A 16147-nucleotide genomic window follows, 5' to 3' on the forward strand; every position below is an offset into this window, starting at 1 on the left:
GTTGAAGCGGAACATCAGCGCGGCCACCGGGGTCAGCGCGAGCACCGTGCCCGCGAGCAGTCCGGCGCCCGCGCCGAAACGGCGGCGGCGCCCGTCCGGGGGCGGCGCGCCTCCCGGCCCTCGCGCCCGGGGCGCGGGAAGCCGAGGGCGACGCCCGCCGCGACGAGCAGGACGCCGACGACGTCGGCGGCCTGTCAGCTCGCCCGGGCGGTGGAGGACGGCCGACCCCGACGCCCTCGCCGCCCGCATCATCGGGACCCTGCTGCACGGCGCCGGTCCGCGCGCCTGAACCGGCCGTCCCCCGAAGCGCGTTCGGCCGCCCGCCACCGTCAGAGGGTCTTCCCCCGGGCGTGCGCCAGGGACGCGCCGACGGCGAGGGAGGCGGCACCGCTGGCGAGGCCCAGGACGGCACCGGCGGCCACGTCGCCCGGGTAGTGGACCCCGGTGTGGATCCGGGAGTAGCCGACCGCCGAGGCGAGCAGCCCCAGCGGCACCACGGCGGGCGGCAGCACCACGCCGGCGGCGGTGGCGAAGGCGACCGCCGAGGCGGTGTGCCCCGAGGGGAAGGAGGCCGACTCCGGCATCGGCACGTACCGGCCGACCACCACCCGGGCCGCCTCCCGGTCCGGGCGGGGCCGCCGCACCAGCCGCTTGCCGAGGAGGTTCGCGGTGGCCGAGGCGATCGCGATCGCGCCGAGGCCCACGACCGCCGCGCGGCGCGGCCGGCCCGGGAAGAGGGCGAGCCCGGCGGCGACGGCGAAGGAGATCTTCGAGTGGTCGGCGGCGTTCGACAGCCGGCGCAGACCGGCGTCCAGGGCGGGCGTCGGCGTGGCGGCCACCGCCCCGTACACGGCCCCGTCCACCGTCCGCAGGTCGTGCAGGACCGCCTGTACGGCGGAGACCGCGGCCCGCGGCCGGTCCCGCAGCCGCGCCGCGGTCCGGAGGCCGCTCACGGAGTCGTACGCCCCGCTCCCGCCCCTCGTCGTCTCGCCGCTCGTGCTCTCGTCACTCATGCGCCACTCCTGTAGGGGTCCTGGGACGGTTCGAAGACCCGGACCCGTGGAGGTCCGGGAAGGCGAGCCGGATGATCCGCCGCCAGTCCAACGGCGGAGGCGGCGGAATCACGCCCGGCCGGACGCGTGGCACCAGCACGCGCAGCGCGCGCGGCCGCACCTCGCAGACGACCGGGGCGGGCAGGACGAGCGCCTCCCCGTCCACGGCCACCGACACGGCCCTCTCCGCCTTGCGCACCCCGGTGTTGGTGACCCCGCCGTGGATCTCGACGCGGTGCGCGGTCAGCACGTTGAGCGCGGTGGACTGGGTCCCCCGCACCGCCAGTTCGGCGGCCTGCGCCGCGCCGTCCACCCGGATGCCGATCACCCCCAGCCGTCCGCTGTCCAGCCGGACGCGCCGGCCGGCGCCCGCGCTGAACGGATCGGGCGTCGCGTACGGGTTGTTGCTCACCAGGACCGCCTGCTGACCCGCCAGCCGGGTGGAGTCCGCGGTCGCGTCGAGCCGGTCGCCCTGCCCGCCCTGGAGCAGGTCCGGCAGCGCGTCGAGCGCCGTCTCCGCCTTGGCGTCCCGGTACTCCGGCCGCCGCACCACGTCCGCGTACACCCCGAAGGACACGGTGTTGACGAACGGCCGGCCGGAGACCGTGCCGAGGTCGACGCGCATCTCCTCACCGTCCGTCAGCGCGTCCAGGCAGGCCGCCGGATCGTTCCGGTCGAGGCCGAGGTCCATCGCGAAGTGGTTGCGGGTGCCCGCCGAGATCACCAGGAACGGCAGGTCGTGCTCGGCCGCGACCGCGGCGACCAGGGCCTGGGTGCCGTCGCCGCCCGCCACTCCGAGGAGGTCGGCGCCGTCCGCGACGGCCCGCCGGGCGAGCTCCTCGACGTCCACCGGCGCGGACGGGTCGAGGAGCACGACCCGCGCCCCCAGCTTCTCCGCCTTCGCCACCAGCCCGAACCGCTCCACCTTCCCGCCGCCCGACTTCGGGTTCATGATCAGCACGGCGCGCCGGGGCCGGGTGGCGGGCACCGCCGGCGCGGGCGCGTCCCCCACCTCCTCCGGCTTGCGCAGCGCGGCCCGCGCGCACGCCAGCGCCCCGCCCCACAGCCCCAGCGACATCAGCGCGAACAGCCACAGCCCGGCGACCACGTACAGCACGAGCACGCCCACCGGCGCCCCCACCAGCAGCACCGCCCCGAGCACCCGCACCGCTCCCCGGTGCGCCACGAACCACCACAGCCCCACGGCCGCCGCCGCCAGCCCCGCCAGCCCGCTGAACAGCGCCAGCAGCCCGCCGCCGCCCAGCGCCAGGAGCAGGACGACCACCGCCCCCACCGCCGCGAGCAGGGCCACCCGCGCGAGTCCCCGCGCCGTCCTCACCGCGTCACCGTCGTCCCACCACCGCACCGCTCCGTCCGCCGACCCGTACTCCACCCTCCACCCTCCCCCACGCTTCCGCTCCCCCACCCGGCGGACTCCCCCGTCCGGGGGAAGCCCCCGCCCAGCGGGCCCTCCGACACGAACAACGACGAAGCGCCCCCGCCCGGGGGTTCCGGACGGAGGCGCTTCGGTGTCGATAGGCCGTGCGGGGCTCGAACCCACCCTTAAGGAACAAGAGTCCAGGCCGGGTCCGACCGGGTGATGCCGGAAGGTGCCTCTCGGTCCGCGGATGCCTGGTCGGGCGGGGTGAACGGTGCCGCACGGTCCGGCCGGAACCGGCCTGTGCCGGAACGTCCGCTCGCCCGACCAGAACAGTGAGCATCTGCATGGGCGGCAGGAAACCAGGCTCCGCTCAACGAGTCAGGGAAGCAGCCAGAGCCAGTCGGGATTCCAGTTGCTGCTTGGCCAGGGACAGGGTCTCGGCGTGCTTCTCGATCAGCTGCTTCTGGTAGGCCACCGTCACCGCGTACCGCACCCCCACCAGGTTGACCTGCTGCTTGCACCGCACGTCGGCCTTGGCCGCCGTGATCGCCCTGGCACTGGAGAGCGCGCCCTCGGAGAAGCCCATCTCCCTGGCCGCCTTCATGGGGTCCGCGACCGTGTAGCCGGCCTTCGCCATGCACTCCGACCAGCGCTTGGAGACCGCCCGGACGCGGGAGTCCTCCAGCGCCTTCGAGTCGGCCTCGCTCTTGAGGTTGAACACGAAGAGGATGTCGACCTCGTTCGCCTTGCGGGCGTACAGCTTGAGAAAGGACTCGCGGACGCAGCCGCCGACGGGCAGCCGCTGTCCGTTGAGTTTGACGTCGCTTCCGCCGCCCTTCTCGGCATCCTCCAGATTCGAGGGCATGTCAGCGGGGTCGAGGTCGTCCTCGCCCATGAGGGCCAGTTCTTCCGCCTCGGTCAGTTGCCGGTCGGAGCCCCGTTGCCGGGGAGCGTCCGCCATGCTCGGGTTCTGGTAGCCGTAGCGGGCGGCCGTGTCCGGGTCGGCCAGACCGAAGACACGGGCATTCGACTCGCTCGCGGAGACGGGAGGCCGCTCGGGGGCGTGGAAGACGAAGCCGAACCTCGTCATACACCGACCGGTCAACGTGTTCTGTGCCCGAGTGAGCGCGTCCTGCTGCTCGGGTGCGGCCTCGTAGGCATCCAGCGGAAAGGTCACACCGGCGGTCTTGAGCATGGCGGGCATGGAGCCGATACGTGGTTCGGCATCGCTTTGTGCGGAGCCGCCTCCGCCTCCGCCTGTGGCGGAGCAGCCCGCCAGGGCGAGTACCACCCCGACGGCTGCGGTGTAACGCCGGGTCATATCTTGTCTGCGCTCGAAGAGATCTTGTTCTTGTAGTTGTCGGTGGCGTTGCCGACGTAGCCACCGGGGATCGAGCCCCGGATCCCCTCGCGGAAGACGTCGGTCCACACGTAGTAAGTACCGGACCAGCGGTTCCGGTACGACGCCGTGTTGTCGTTCGTGGTCTGGCCCTCGCCAGGGCAGTTGATGCTGCTCGGGTCCTTGAAGCGGTTGTCGGTGAAGTCGTTGTCGTAGACGTAGACGTCGAAGACGCAGCCGCCCTGGCCGGAGTTGTAGTAGAGCCCGAGCTCCCCGGATTCGAGTATGCCGTCAGCGTGGGTCGCGGCCGCCGCCGACCCGGCCGAGCCCAGCACGGCCCCGCCCAGCACCACAGCCGTCACGGCGAACGCCGAAGCCTTGCGGATCACTCGATCAGTTCTCATCTCTGCCCTTCGTCGAGGTTGAACACGCAGGTACCGCCCAGACCGAACGTAAAGATCAGGCCATGAGGCGCTCGATTTGATCATGTTAGGGATGGGGGCGTCCATGGGTTTCAGGAGCGTTGGACAGGACCTTCTCGGCGGCCCTATCCTCGCTGCCTCTACCTGGAACGATCGGTTCGTGTCACACCCGATCTTCTGCTGCCTCGAATCTGTCAAGTCGGTTCGCAGTTCCCCTTTCTCCTTCATCACGCCCTGCCATCGGAGCTCCCCCATGCCTGTTCGTCCTGCCGCATCCGGACTCGCCGCGATGGCGCTGTGCGCCGCCGCGTTCCTCACCGGTTGCTCCAGTGGTGGCTCCGACGAGGCGAAGGCGGCGCAGCCCTCCTCCGCCAACACCGCAGAAGAGGGCTACTACCGGTGTCTCGAAGCGAACGGTGTCGTCCTGGAGAAGCGTGACGACGGCCAGCTCCGCGTGGACAAGGACGTGAACAAGCCCGCCGCCATGACGGCGGCCCAGGTGAAATGCCAGGACAAGCTCCCCACGGCTGCTCCCTCGTCGACCGCGACGGTTCCTGCCGAGTTCCTGGCCAAGGCCAAGGAACTCAGCGCCTGCCTCCGCAAGAACGGCTTCCCCGAGTACCCGGAACCCGACCCGGCCACCGGTGACGTGAACCTGACCGACGAGCAGAGGGACCAGACCCGCGCCCCCAAGTTCCAGGACGCCCTGGCGAAGTGCGCCCCCACCGAGGCTGCGACGGGCGACGTCGTCGGCGGCTGAACCGTCCACTCCGGGGTGAGGGCGAAGGGGAGCGATGACTCGGGGCACGAACGACATGACAGATGTGGAACCGCAGCAGGACGACTTCACGGAGAGGCTGAATCCCTCACCGGGTGGAAACGGGACGGCCGGCCGGCGACGGTGGGTCGCTGCCATCGCGCTGGGTGCCGTGTGCGCCACGCTCGGAGGGCTGGCGGCAACGTTGTTCGTCAAATCCCCCGCGCAGGCGGCTGCGGAGGCCGCGGCGCCCCCGCCCAGCGTACTGACGGCTCCGGTGGAACGCCGGGTGCTCACGTCGTCCGTCATCACCCGTGGTGAAGTCGTGGCGGAACAGATGGTCGAGGTGACTCCCCGGGGTGCCGCCGGCGAAGGCGGCACAGGGCCGGTCATCACCAAGATTCCTGTGCACCCGGGGGACGCCGTTCGGGCCGGTCAGGTGCTGATGGAGGTGTCCGGGCGGCCCGTGTTCACCCTGGAAGGCACTCTGCCCGTCTACCGCGATCTGCGGCCGGGCGCCACGGGCGACGACGTACGTCAACTGCAGCGAGCGCTGCGGAAGATCGGCCACGACACGGCACCCGACACGGCGGGCAGCTTCGGTGCCGGAACGAAGAACGCCCTCGGCGCCTTTTACGCCTCCTTGGGGTACGACCCGGTTCCGGCGCACGCGACGGACGGCGACCCCGTGGCGGAGGCCCGACTTCGGGTCACCTCGTCCGAACGCGCTCTGGAGGATGCCGAGGACGCCCTGCGCGATCGCCCTGCCGCCGATGCCGAGGCACCGGCCTCCGGTGCGGCCCCTGAGGGAGCGGCATCCGCATCCGCCGGCACGCGCGACGGCGATGGCGGCCTGCAGAAGGCCGTCATCAGGGCGCGCGAGGACCTGGCCGCCGCGCGGACGGCCCTGGCCGCCGCCGAGGCCGCCTCCGGACCGACGCTGCCTGCCGCCGAAGTCGTTTTCCTCAAGGGCTTCCCTGCCCGGGTGGACGCGGTGATCGCGAAAGCAGGTGGGGAGGCGACCGGAACCGCGATGACGCTCTCCTCCGGCAAGCTCGTCGTGCAGGCGTACGTCCCCGAGTACCAGAAGGACCTCATCCGGACCGGGCACGGGGCCGAGATCTACTCCGAGGTGACAGGAACGTCCGCGAAGGGCCGGGTCACCTCGGTCACCGACAGACGACTGGCCGCCGGGTCGGCGGACGGTCAGGAGCAGGGCGAGGGCGGCGGGAGCCCGCAGGACGGAAACGGGTCGATCTCACAGGGCGGAGCGGGCTGGCTCGTGGGAATCACCCCCAGCACACCGCTGAAGGCCGATCTGACGGGCCAGGACGTACGGGTGACGGTCATCGCGGCGTCGACGGACGGGGAGGCTCTGGTCGTTCCGATCACCGCGATCAGCTCCGGTGCGGACGGGCGGACGACCGTGACCGTGGTCGAGGCGGATGGTGACCGGCGCCAGGTGGAGATACGGACCGGCACCGCGGGAGACGGCTTCGTGGCTGTCACACCGGAGACCGCCGACCTGCTCGCCGAGGGCGACCGGGTCATCACGGGCACGTCCCGTGAGGGGAACACCCCGTGAGGAGAGCCACCCCAGACACCGAGACGCCGGTCATCGAGTTCCGAGGCATCGGCCTGACCTATCCCGGGCCCCCTCCCGTGACCGCCCTCAGGCCCTGCGACCTGGCCGTCAGACGCGGTGACTTCCTCGCCGTGGTGGGCCCCTCCGGGTCAGGGAAGTCCACCTTCCTCAACATCGCCGGCCTGCTGGACACGCCCACCTCCGGGACGTATCTCCTCGACGGCATCGACACCGGCAGGCTCCGGGACGCCGACCGCACCGCGCTGCGGGGACTGCGCATCGGGTTCGTCTTCCAGTCCTTCCACCTCATGCCACAGCGCAGCGCCCTGGAGAACGTCGCCCTCGCCCTGGTCTATGACGGCACTCCCCGCCGGGAGCGCGCGGACCGGGCACGTCGGGCGCTGGAGCAAGTGGGTCTGGGCCACCGCGTCGACTCGCTGCCCACGAGGCTCTCAGGAGGCGAGCGGCAGCGCGTGGCCATCGCCCGGGCACTGGTGACGCGCCCCTCCCTGCTGCTGTGCGACGAACCGACAGGAAACCTCGACACTGCCAACGCGGATTCGGTGCTGGCTCTTCTGGAAGATCTCCACAGAGACGGGATGACGGTACTTGTGATCACCCACGACCCCCTGGTCGCCGCCCGCGCCCAGAGCGTGGTGACCATCCGGGACGGCGTGCTGAGCCTTTCCGGGACAGCGACGCACCAGGTCCTCGGGTGAAGCGGGCACGAGGGGCCGACCGCATCCGGCCTTCTGTGTTCGGCTGGCGCGACGTGCTCAGCGAGTCTCTGGCGGGGATGCTCCAGCGGCCTGGGCGCTCTGTGCTGACCGCTCTCGGCACGGTCCTCGGGGTGGGCACGTTCGTCGCGATCCTGGGGCTGACGGCCACCACCTCATCGCAGATCGACACACGGTTCAACGCCCTGAGCGCGACCGAAGTGACGGTCGAGGACATCGCCCACGAGCAGAACGAGTTCGCCGGTCTCGCCTTCCCTGGAGACGCCGACGCGCGAGCCGAACGCCTGAACGGAGTCGAGCACGCGGGGGTGTACTGGCCGGTGCGGTTGGCACCGGACCAAGCCGTCCGCTCCTCCGCCGTCGTCGGAGGAGCCGGCACCGCGGGCACGATCGGCGTCGTGGCCGCCTCACCGGGGATGTTCGCCGCGGCCGGCACCCGGCTGTCCGAAGGGAGGGTCTACGACAACTACGCGTCGGATCACGCCGCCCCCGTCGCCGTCATCGGCGCGGGCGTCGCCGAACGACTCGGCATCACCACCTTGGAGACCCGACCGGCCGTCTTCGTCGGCAGCCAGCCGTTCACCGTCATCGGCATCGTCTCCGACACGGACCGGAAAGCGGACCTTCTGCTCTCCGTCGTCATACCTCGCACGACGGCGGAAAGGATGTGGGGCAGTCCTGAGGGGGGCGGCGCGAAGATGCTGATCTCGACGGAACTCGGCGCCGCTTCGCAGGTGGCCGGGGAAGCAGCGACAGCGCTGCGCCCCGACCATCCCGAGTACTTCAAAGTCGTGCCGCCGCCGAACCCCAAGGTGCTGCGGGGCAAAGTCGGCAACGACCTGAGCCAGCTGTTCCTCCTCCTCGCGACCATCTGTCTCGTCATCGGCGCCGTGGGCATCGCCAACACCACCCTGGTCGCCGTCCTGGAACGCACCGGCGAGATCGGCCTGCGCCGGGCCCTGGGCGCACGCGGACGCCACATCACCGTGCAGTTCCTCGCCGAGTCCGGCGCGCTCGGCACGCTGGGGGGTCTCGTCGGCACGTCCCTGGGCGTCCTGACCGTGGTGACGGTCGCCGCGATCCGTGACTGGACGCCTGTGATCCATCCGACGACGGCAGCCGCCGCCCCGGTCATCGGGCTGGTGACGGGCGTCGTCGCCGGGCTCTACCCCGCATGGCGCGCGGCACGGATCCAGCCTGCCGAAGCCCTGCGCCGCTGAGGCCATGCCGGCGGGCGTGCCCCTTCCAGGCCGTCCCGCTGACGCCAGTGAGGCAGGTCGTGGACCTGGCCCCACGGCCCGCATCCGACCAGGACGCCTACCACGGAACACCGGGCCGGACCCGAATCCGGCTCGGCCCTCCACCCACCCGCTCACGCATGCGCCCCCGAACGACAGAGCGCCCCGACCAGCCGAAACCGGTCGGGGCGCTCCGCAGCAGGTAAGAGGGTCTCCCCTCCCCCAGCCACTCGGTAGGCCGTGTGGGACTCGAACCCACAACCAATGGATTAAAAGTCCACTGCTCTGCCAATTGAGCTAACGGCCCGTGTGCGAGTACTCCGAGCAGCATAGCCGGACAGGCCCTGGGAACCGATCGGGTATCGGGTTCCGCCGTGCCGCGCCCCGGGTGGAGGGGCGCGGCGCGGTGGGGGGCGCGGGCGGTCAGAAGAGGGAGCGGAAGGTGTTCCAGCCGCCGCCCAGGAGGACCCGGTCGCCGTAGCGGTTGCCGGTGCGGCCGGTGCCGAAGGAGTAGTAGGCGTACAGGCGGCCGGAGGTGTCGCGGGCGACGAGGTCGCCGTCGCCGTCGCCGTCGAGGTCGCCGACGCCCTGGACGGCGGAGTAGATCTGCCAGCCGCCGCCGACCCTGGTGCGCGGGGTGACGCCTCCGCCCGGGGTGCCGTAGTAGGCCCACAGCACGCCGGAGCCGTCGATGCCGAGGAGGTCGCCGCGGCCGTCGCCGTCGAGGTCGCCGGCGCCGGTGATCCGCTGGTAGAGCTTCCAGTTGGTGCCGATGCGGACCCGGGTCTTCAGCCGGTGGTCGGCGGTGCCGGCGTAGAAGTACATGTCGCCGGTGGTGGTCTGGCGCGCGATCAGGTCGGCGTGTCCGTCGCCGTCGACGTCGCCGGGCGAGGTCAGCACGTCGTACTGGCCCCAGCCGGATCCGACGGAGGTGTACGGCGACGAGCCGGTGACGACCTTGCCGCAGCCCGGCCGGTAGGCGCGCATCTCGCCGCCGACCCGGGCGAGCACGTCGGCGCAGCTGTCCGCGTTCACGTCGCCGAAGGGCACCAGGAGGGTGCCGGCCGGGAAGGCCGTGCCCGAGCCCGCGATCCGCGCGGAGAAGTAGCCGTAGGTGTTGCCCCGGTACATCGACACCGCCCCGGCCGCGTCGACGCCGAGCAGCTCGCCCTGGGCGTCGTTCCCGGCGAGGTCCCGGTAGGCGGGCCGGCTGCCGGAGATCTGGATCCGCCCGGCGGCGATCAGGTCGCGGCCCTGGCCGTCGGCGGTGTTGGCCCGCAGGTCCCAGACGTACGGGCCGTTCGGCATGGGCACGCCCGCCGCGTTCCGCCCGTCCCAGCTCACGTCGATCCGGCCCCGGGTCTCGTTCGCCCGGAAGGTCCGCACCGCCTTCCCGCTGTACGCGTTCCGGATCGCCACCTCGTGGTACGAGGCGGGCTTGGACAGCGTCCAGGCCCCCTTCCAGGTCCCGGGCAGCCGCAGCCCCGTCGGCGCGGACGTCGACGGCGCGGTCAGGTCGGACGCGGGCACCCCGGTCCAGACGGCGTGCACCCGCTGGTCGGCGCCCCGGTAGGCCACGGCACCGCCGAAGCGGTCGACGGTCCAGGCGGTGCGGCGGGGGCCGGAGACGGGCTCGGCGCGGGTCAGGAGGTGGGGCGTGCCGGCCTTCCCGGTGGAGAAGGGGGTGACCCGCAGGTACGAGCCGTCCTCGTCGACGAAGTGGCCGTCGCCGAGGAGGCCGCCCCGGTAGGAGCCCGCGGGCAGGGGGACGCGGACGGGCGCGGCCGGGTTCTTCAGGTCGAGGACGCCCTGCTTGCGGTATCCGGCGCACGCCCAGTAGAGCCAGCGGCCGGCCGTCTGGAGCTCGGTCAGCGGGCAGCCGGACTCGGTCGCGAGCGTGCCGAGGGCCTTGCCGGTGGCGAGGTCCTTGCGCGCGACCTGACCCGTGGTGCCCGTGCCGGTGTACAGGGTGTCGCCCCAGAGCGCCGCGGCGACCTGCTTCTGGCGGGAGACGATCTTCTGCCCGTCCATGTCGAGGACGAGGGTCTCGCCGTCGGCGGCGAGTCCGCCGTACCCGTCCGGCGTGCCGGTCTGGTAGACCGCCCAGCGGCCGAAGGCGTCGGCGACCTCGCCGACCTGGCCGTTCTGGTCCACCCGCACCCGGGTGGTCCGGCCGTCGGCCTTGCGGGAGACGACCGTGCGGGGCGTGTACGCGATCCTCGGCGAGGAGACCGTCCGTCCGTCGCCGGCGTCGAAGAGCGGGGTCCCGTGCCACTGCGCGCCCGCCTCGGTGCCGGCCGGCACCGGAGCGGACTGGCCCGTGTGGAGCGGGCCGACCGGGAGCGAACGGGTCCGGAAGCCGGGCTCCTCGCCGCTGTCGTGCTCCAGCGTGGTGAGCCGGCCCATGCCCAGGGCGAGGGCCACCACCTCGGTCGGCAGGGGATCCACCGTGCGCAGCTTCTCCAGGACCGGGGCCCCGTCGCCCTTGCCGGGGACGGCCTTGAGGACGGCCCAGTCGGTGGCGGACGTGCCGCCGGTGACGGCGGCCGTGCCGGAGCCGTCGCCGAGCTGGGTGATCCGCTCCTCGGCGCCGGTGAGGAGCGTCCTCTGCTCCCCGGCGGGGCTGACGGCGACCAGCCGGCGGGCGAGGTCCTCCAGCGTCGTCGTGGTCTCGGTCGTGGTCAGGAGCCAGTCGCCGACGAGCCCGATCCGGTCGGCGCTCAGCCCGGCGGGCAGCGGGTAGCTGGTCTCCGGGCCCGCGAGGCCGGCGAGCGGCCGGATGTGGACGGTCCGGTCGGCGTCCACCCACGCGATCCGCTCGGCGGTGACGGCGACGCCGGCGCGCGTCGTCTCCGCCGGGCCGGCCGCCTCCAGGACCGTCATCCGCCCGGTCGTCAGGTCCACGAGTCCGAGGGAGGTGCTCCCGTCCCCGCCCTGTCGGGCGAAGCGCAGCACGGCGAGCCCCTCGGTCCCGGCGACGAGCCGCGCCCGGTGCAGGTCCGCGTCGGCGGGCCAGCCGGTGACGGGGGTGGACGGGCCGTTCGGGGCGGCGGCGCTCCGCAGGAAGTAGCCGCTGGTGGACCCGGACGAGGTGCCGGGAACGTACTGCTGGAAGAGCAGCCGGTCGCCGACCAGCCCCCGGTGAACGGTGTCCTCCGGGCGGGTCACGGTCGTCCGCGCGCCGGTGCTCAGGTCGAGGACGAAGGGGGCGGCGGTGCCTTCCTGCCCGTAGGCGTACCGGCCGCCGGTGCCGAACTCGGCGAAGGACTCGTCGCCGCCGTACCCCAGGGTCCGGCTCTCGCCGGTCGCGAAGTCCGTCCACCGCACCGGTTCCCCCGAGGACGGGTCGGAGTCCTCGGCCCGGTGCGCGTATCCGCCCGTGCCGACGGCGAAGACCGTCTCCGCGCGGGGCGCGGTGCGCCAGGTGGGGTCGATGTCGAGCTGGTCGATGCCGACCACGGGCGCTCCGGGCGCGGCGACCGCGCCGGGCACGAGGCCCGCGCCGGTCGCGGCCAGGACGGCGGCGAGCAGGACGGCACGCGTGCGGGTCCGCCGCGCGGCTGCGGTACGAGACAAGAAGGCCCCTCCCCGGGGGTGGTCCGTCGGTGCGGCAAGCGTTCGAACGCACGAGCGTCCCACGCGTCCCTGTACGAGACCGGCCCGCCCCCGTGATGGTTGTACGGGAACGGGCCGTTCGTCTCACCGGCCGGCCGGCCGGGCGGATCGGATCGGGTCGATCGGTCGGACCGGACCTGGTCGGTCGGCCGGTCAGGTCAGGCCGCTCGGCCGGGCGGACCTCATCGGGTCGCTCGGCCGGCCGGATCGGGTCGCTCGGCCGGTCGGACCTCATCGGATCGACCGGGCGGATCAGACCGCTCGGGTCGTCACGACAGCGTCCGGTACATCTGCCAGCCGCCGCCGATCCGCACCCGGCCCGCGAACAGGCCGGTGCCCGTCCCGGCGTACCGCCACAGCACGCCGGCGGTGTCGCGGGCGACCAGGTCCGCCCTGCCGTCGCCGGTGATGTCGCCGACGCCGACGAGGGAGTCGTACGCGTTCCAGCCGCCGCCGATCCGCACCCGGGTGCCGAAGGTGCCGCGGCCGGTGCCGGAGTAGCGCCAGAGGACGCCGGCGGTGTCACGGGCGAGCAGGTCGCCGTGCTTGTCGCCGCCGAGGTCGCCGACGCCGGCGATCCGGTCGTACGCCTGCCAGCCGCCGCCGATCCGGACGCGGGTGCTGAACGCGCCGGCGCCGTTGTCGGCGTACATCCACAGCTCGCCGGCGGGGGTGCGGGCGAGCAGGTCGGTGCGGCCGTCGCCGGTGAGGTCGCCGGGGGCGGTCAGCGCGTTGTAGATCTGCCAGCCGCCGCCGATCGCCCGGCGCGGGCCGGACGGGGCGAACGCCGCCCTGCCGCACGAGCCGTCGTGGCGGGTGAGCGTCCCGGCGGCGTCGCGGACGAGCAGGTCGGCGCAGCCGTCGCCGGAGAGGTCGCCGAAGGGCACGACGACGGAGGAGGCGGGCCAGCCGGACGCGGAGGCGCCGGTGCCGAGCCCGCCGGTTCCGGTGCCGGTGCCGGTGCGCACGGTCAGCGTCCCGCCGGAGGTGAGGCCGAGCAGGTCGCCCTTCCCGTCGCCGCTGACGTCCCGCCAGGCGGGCTTCGGGGCGGGGGCGCCGCCGGTCACCGTCAGGGAGCCGGTCAGGGCGAGGTCGGCGCCGACGCCGTCGGCGGGCCGGGCGGTGAGGGTCCAGGTGTACGGGCCGTTCCGCGCGGGCCGTCCGGAGCCGTCCTTCCCGGACCAGTTCGCCGCGATCAGGCCGCGCGCCTCGGCGCCCGACGCGGTGTGGACGACCTTCCCGGTGATGTTCTCCTTCACGGTGAGCTTCCAGGCCCCGGTGGGCTTGGAGGTCCACCAGCGGCCGGACCAGCCGGCCCCGGAGGCGGCCAGGTCCAGCGCGGCGCCGGTGACGGCGGAGTCGATGACGGAGACCGGCGGCGCGGGGACCCCGGTGGTGACGACGCGGACCCGCTGGTCGGTGCCGGCGTAGGCGACGTGGCCGCCGAAGCGGTCGACGGTCCAGTCCCGGCGGGCCTGGGCCTCCGGGCCGAGGGCGGCGGCGGTGGCCAGCGTCCGCTGCGGCACGTCGGCGGCGGAGCCGGAGGCGGGGAGCCCGGCGTGCAGGTCGTAGAGGCGCAGGCCCGCCTCCGGGTCCTGCCGGACGAGGTAGCCGTCGCCGAGCATCGTGTTGCGGAAGTCGAGGCCCGGGACGTCCATGGTCCGCCCGGTCTGCCGGTCGTAGACGCCGGAGCCCCGCCCGGAGCCCCAGCTCTCCTTGTCGCAGGACCAGTACACCCAGCGGCCGGCGGCCTGGAGCTGGGCCGGGACGCATCCGTTGCGCGTGGTGAAGGACGGTCCCGCGGCGCCGGTCGCCAGCGACTTCGAGGTGACCTTCGGACTGTCCTCGGTGGCGCTCCACAGGGTGGAGCCCCACAGGGCGGCGGTGAGGTCGGTGCGCCGTTCGCGGACGACGCCGTCCTGCTTCCGGAACTCGACGACGTACGGATCGGTGCGGGACACAGCGCTGGTGACCAGGCCGAACCGGCCGGAGAGATCCGTCAGTTCGGGGCTGCCCATGCCGGTGGTGACCCGCGGCCCCCACCCGGTCGCGCCGTTCTCCAGGACCATCGTGGTGGCGTTGTAGGCGGCATCGCTCCGCCCGTGGAACCCGTCCCCGCTCGCCCACATCGTCACGCAGCGCGCCGTGGAGTCCGTGTGGCAGGACGCTCCGTCGCCGCTCATCAGCCCGTCCACGGTGGTGCGGACCGGCTGCGGCTGCCCGGCGGAGGTCAGCCAGGTGGAGCGGTAGACGCCGTAGTAGTCGCCCGGCTGGAAGTAGGTGCTGTTCTCGGCCCGGGTGAGGACGCCGCTGCCGAGGGAGAGGCCGTAGATCCGGGCGGGCATGGGCTCGACGGTGGTGAGGCGGCGCGCCTCCACGCCGCCGCCGGCGGCCGGTACGAGCCGGTGCACGGCCCAGTCGATGTCGCCCTGCGGCTCGGCGGTCTTCGCTCCGGCGACCAGCGCGGTCCCGTCGGGCGCCATGACGACCTGCTCGTCCGCGTGCTGGAACACGGACTCGATCAAGCCCCCCTCGCCCTCGGACGGCAGGCGCCAGAGGGACGAGCCCCGGTACTCGTTGCTCTGTCCTTCGGTCCCCTGGGCGACCAGCACGGTCGTGCCGACGGCGAAGAAGGTGCCGCCCGCGGTGGAGCTCGCGTCCGCGACGCGGAGCACGGTCCCCGGCGCCGCGCGGTCCAGGACGTCGATCTCGCCCCGGCCGGTACGCAGCCGCAGGATCGTTCCGGCGCCGAGCCGGAAGCCCTGCACCTCCCAGGGGTCGGCCTCCGGGGGCTCCGGCAGCGTCTCGGCCGTCCCGTCCGCCAGGTCGACGAGCGCCCAGTTCCCCCACCCCTCGGCGGAGTCGCTGTAGCGGAGCACGAGCGAGGTCGCGTCGCCGTCCTCCACTCCGGTGGGCACGGCCCCCTCGGGCAGGCCGGTGACCGGCGTGTCCGTCACCTTCCCGGCCCCGGCCGACCGCAGCAGGTGGTAGCCGGTGACGGCGTCGGCCTCGCCGGTACGGGTCAGCACGGTGTCGCCGAAGGTGCTCACGTACGTCTGCCCCTCGGGGATCACGAGGTCGGCGAAGACCGCGCCCGCGCCCTTCTGGAGGGTCACGTGCGGGGTGGGAGCGGCGGAGTACACGGCGACCGTGTCGGAGCCCTGGCCCCAGTACCCACCGCCCCCGATGGGCAGTTTCTGGAACCGGTCCCAGTAGCCGGTCTCGTAGTCGTAGCGGGGCGCCTCCGGCAGGGTGACGGCGAGCGGGGTCGCCTTGCCGGTGGCGTAGTCGATCCACTGGAGGCGGGTGTCGCCCTCCTGCGCCAGCAGGTAGCCGGTCTCGCCGGCGTTGAGGATCGAGGTGGCGCGCGGCGAGAAGCGCGGCGCGGCCGGCAGCACGGTCGTCTGCGGCGCCGTGTCGGCGACCGCGGGCGGCGCGGCGATCCCGGCGGACGTCGCCGCCGTGACGGTCGCGAGCGCCAGGACGAGGGCGGCGCGCGTGCGGGCGCGCCGCGCGGGTGCGGTACGAGGCAAGGAGGCCCCTCCTGGGGGGGGTGGTCCGTCGGTGCGACGGGCGTCGGGCGCGTGCGCGACGCGCGTGCTCGTGTACGAGACCACCGGGGCCGCCCGACGGTTGTACGCCGGACACGGATACGACGAAACCCCCGTGACAGCGGGTGTCACGGGGGTTTCGTCGTCTGTCAGGTCAGACGGCCGGGGTCTCAGCCGTTGCGCTTCCAGCGGGGCTTGTCGTCGCGGCGGCCGCCTCCGAAGGAGGAGCCGGACGGACGGTGGTCGTCGCGGCGGAAGCCGCCGGACGGGCGGTCGTCGCGGCGGAAGCCGCCCGAGGGGCGGTCGTCGCGGCGGTCGCGGTTGAACGGACGGTCGTTGTCCCGGCGGAAGCCGCCGGACGGACGGTCGTTGTCCCGGCGGAAACCGCCCGAGGGACGGTCGTCGCGGCGGAAGCCACCGGACGGACGGTCGTCACGACGCTCGAAGGAACGGCCACCGCGGTCGTCACG

10 protein-coding genes, 1 tRNA gene and 1 pseudogene are annotated in these 16147 nt (G+C 73.4%); 4 read left to right on the forward strand and 8 right to left on the reverse strand.

Features of this window, described 5'->3' with window-relative positions:
• Nucleotides 1-329 precede the first annotated feature (329 nt).
• From AB0E83_RS28545 to AB0E83_RS28560, 4 genes are all read right to left on the reverse strand, one after another.
• Complete coding sequence (locus AB0E83_RS28545; RefSeq protein ID WP_362117948.1) at nt 330-1013, reverse strand: phosphatase PAP2 family protein; 684 nt, start codon at nt 1011-1013, stop codon at nt 330-332.
• Nucleotides 1006-2391 carry a diacylglycerol kinase family protein gene (locus AB0E83_RS28550; RefSeq protein ID WP_362118000.1) on the reverse strand — a complete coding sequence of 462 codons (1386 nt, stop codon included), beginning with the start codon at nt 2389-2391 and terminating at the stop codon, nt 1006-1008. Before AB0E83_RS28550 ends, AB0E83_RS28545 begins: the two co-directional genes overlap by 8 nt.
• 412 nt (nt 2392-2803) lie before the next feature.
• Complete coding sequence (locus AB0E83_RS28555) at nt 2804-3523, reverse strand: hypothetical protein (protein WP_362117951.1); 720 nt, start codon at nt 3521-3523, stop codon at nt 2804-2806.
• Nucleotides 3524-3750: 227 nt separating this feature from the next.
• Nucleotides 3751-4176 (reverse strand): hypothetical protein, encoded by a 426-nt coding sequence (locus AB0E83_RS28560; protein WP_362117954.1) that lies wholly within the window; start codon nt 4174-4176, stop codon nt 3751-3753.
• A 271-nt stretch (nt 4177-4447) separates the two neighbouring features.
• Between AB0E83_RS28560 and AB0E83_RS28565 the strand changes: the two genes are divergently transcribed.
• From AB0E83_RS28565 to AB0E83_RS28580, 4 genes are all read left to right on the forward strand, one after another.
• Entirely contained in the window at nt 4448-4954 is a 507-nt protein-coding gene (locus AB0E83_RS28565) for a hypothetical protein (RefSeq protein WP_362117957.1), read from the forward strand.
• A gap of 64 nt (nt 4955-5018) precedes the next feature.
• Nucleotides 5019-6536 carry a peptidoglycan-binding domain-containing protein gene (locus tag AB0E83_RS28570; protein WP_362117960.1) on the forward strand — a complete coding sequence of 506 codons (1518 nt, stop codon included), beginning with the start codon at nt 5019-5021 and terminating at the stop codon, nt 6534-6536.
• Nucleotides 6533-7255 (forward strand): ABC transporter ATP-binding protein, encoded by a 723-nt coding sequence (locus AB0E83_RS28575; RefSeq protein WP_362117963.1) that lies wholly within the window; start codon nt 6533-6535, stop codon nt 7253-7255. Before AB0E83_RS28570 ends, AB0E83_RS28575 begins: the two co-directional genes overlap by 4 nt.
• A complete protein-coding gene (locus AB0E83_RS28580; RefSeq protein ID WP_362117966.1) occupies nt 7252-8493 on the forward strand; it encodes an ABC transporter permease in 1242 nt (413 codons plus the stop codon). The genes AB0E83_RS28575 and AB0E83_RS28580 overlap by 4 nt, the downstream gene beginning before the upstream one ends.
• A 252-nt stretch (nt 8494-8745) precedes the next feature.
• On the opposite strand, the gene AB0E83_RS28585 is transcribed toward AB0E83_RS28580, so the two are convergent.
• The 4 genes and pseudogenes from AB0E83_RS28585 to AB0E83_RS28600 all read right to left on the reverse strand — a co-directional run.
• Nucleotides 8746-8818, reverse strand: a tRNA-Lys gene (locus AB0E83_RS28585).
• A 116-nt stretch (nt 8819-8934) separates the two neighbouring features.
• A complete protein-coding gene (locus AB0E83_RS28590) occupies nt 8935-12087 on the reverse strand; it encodes an FG-GAP-like repeat-containing protein (RefSeq protein WP_362117969.1) in 3153 nt (1050 codons plus the stop codon).
• A gap of 308 nt (nt 12088-12395) precedes the next feature.
• Nucleotides 12396-15659, reverse strand: coding sequence for a VCBS repeat-containing protein (locus tag AB0E83_RS28595; protein ID WP_362117971.1), 3264 nt, complete (start codon nt 15657-15659; stop codon nt 12396-12398).
• Between the two features lie 188 nt (nt 15660-15847).
• Nucleotides 15848-16147, reverse strand: a pseudogene (locus AB0E83_RS28600) (RNA helicase); the annotation flags it as partial.

The organism is Streptomyces sp. NPDC035033, assembly GCF_040636735.1.
Lineage (GTDB): Bacteria > Actinomycetota > Actinomycetes > Streptomycetales > Streptomycetaceae > Streptomyces.

Coding starts and splice junctions, on each gene's coding strand:
- AB0E83_RS28560 (WP_362117954.1), bottom strand. CDS start 4,176: ATGAGAACTGATCGAGTGATCCGCAAGGCTTCGGCGTTCGCCGTGACG.
- AB0E83_RS28545 (WP_362117948.1), bottom strand. CDS start 1,013: ATGAGTGACGAGAGCACGAGCGGCGAGACGACGAGGGGCGGGAGCGGG.
- AB0E83_RS28565 (WP_362117957.1), top strand. CDS start 4,448: ATGCCTGTTCGTCCTGCCGCATCCGGACTCGCCGCGATGGCGCTGTGC.
- AB0E83_RS28555 (WP_362117951.1), bottom strand. CDS start 3,523: ATGACGAGGTTCGGCTTCGTCTTCCACGCCCCCGAGCGGCCTCCCGTC.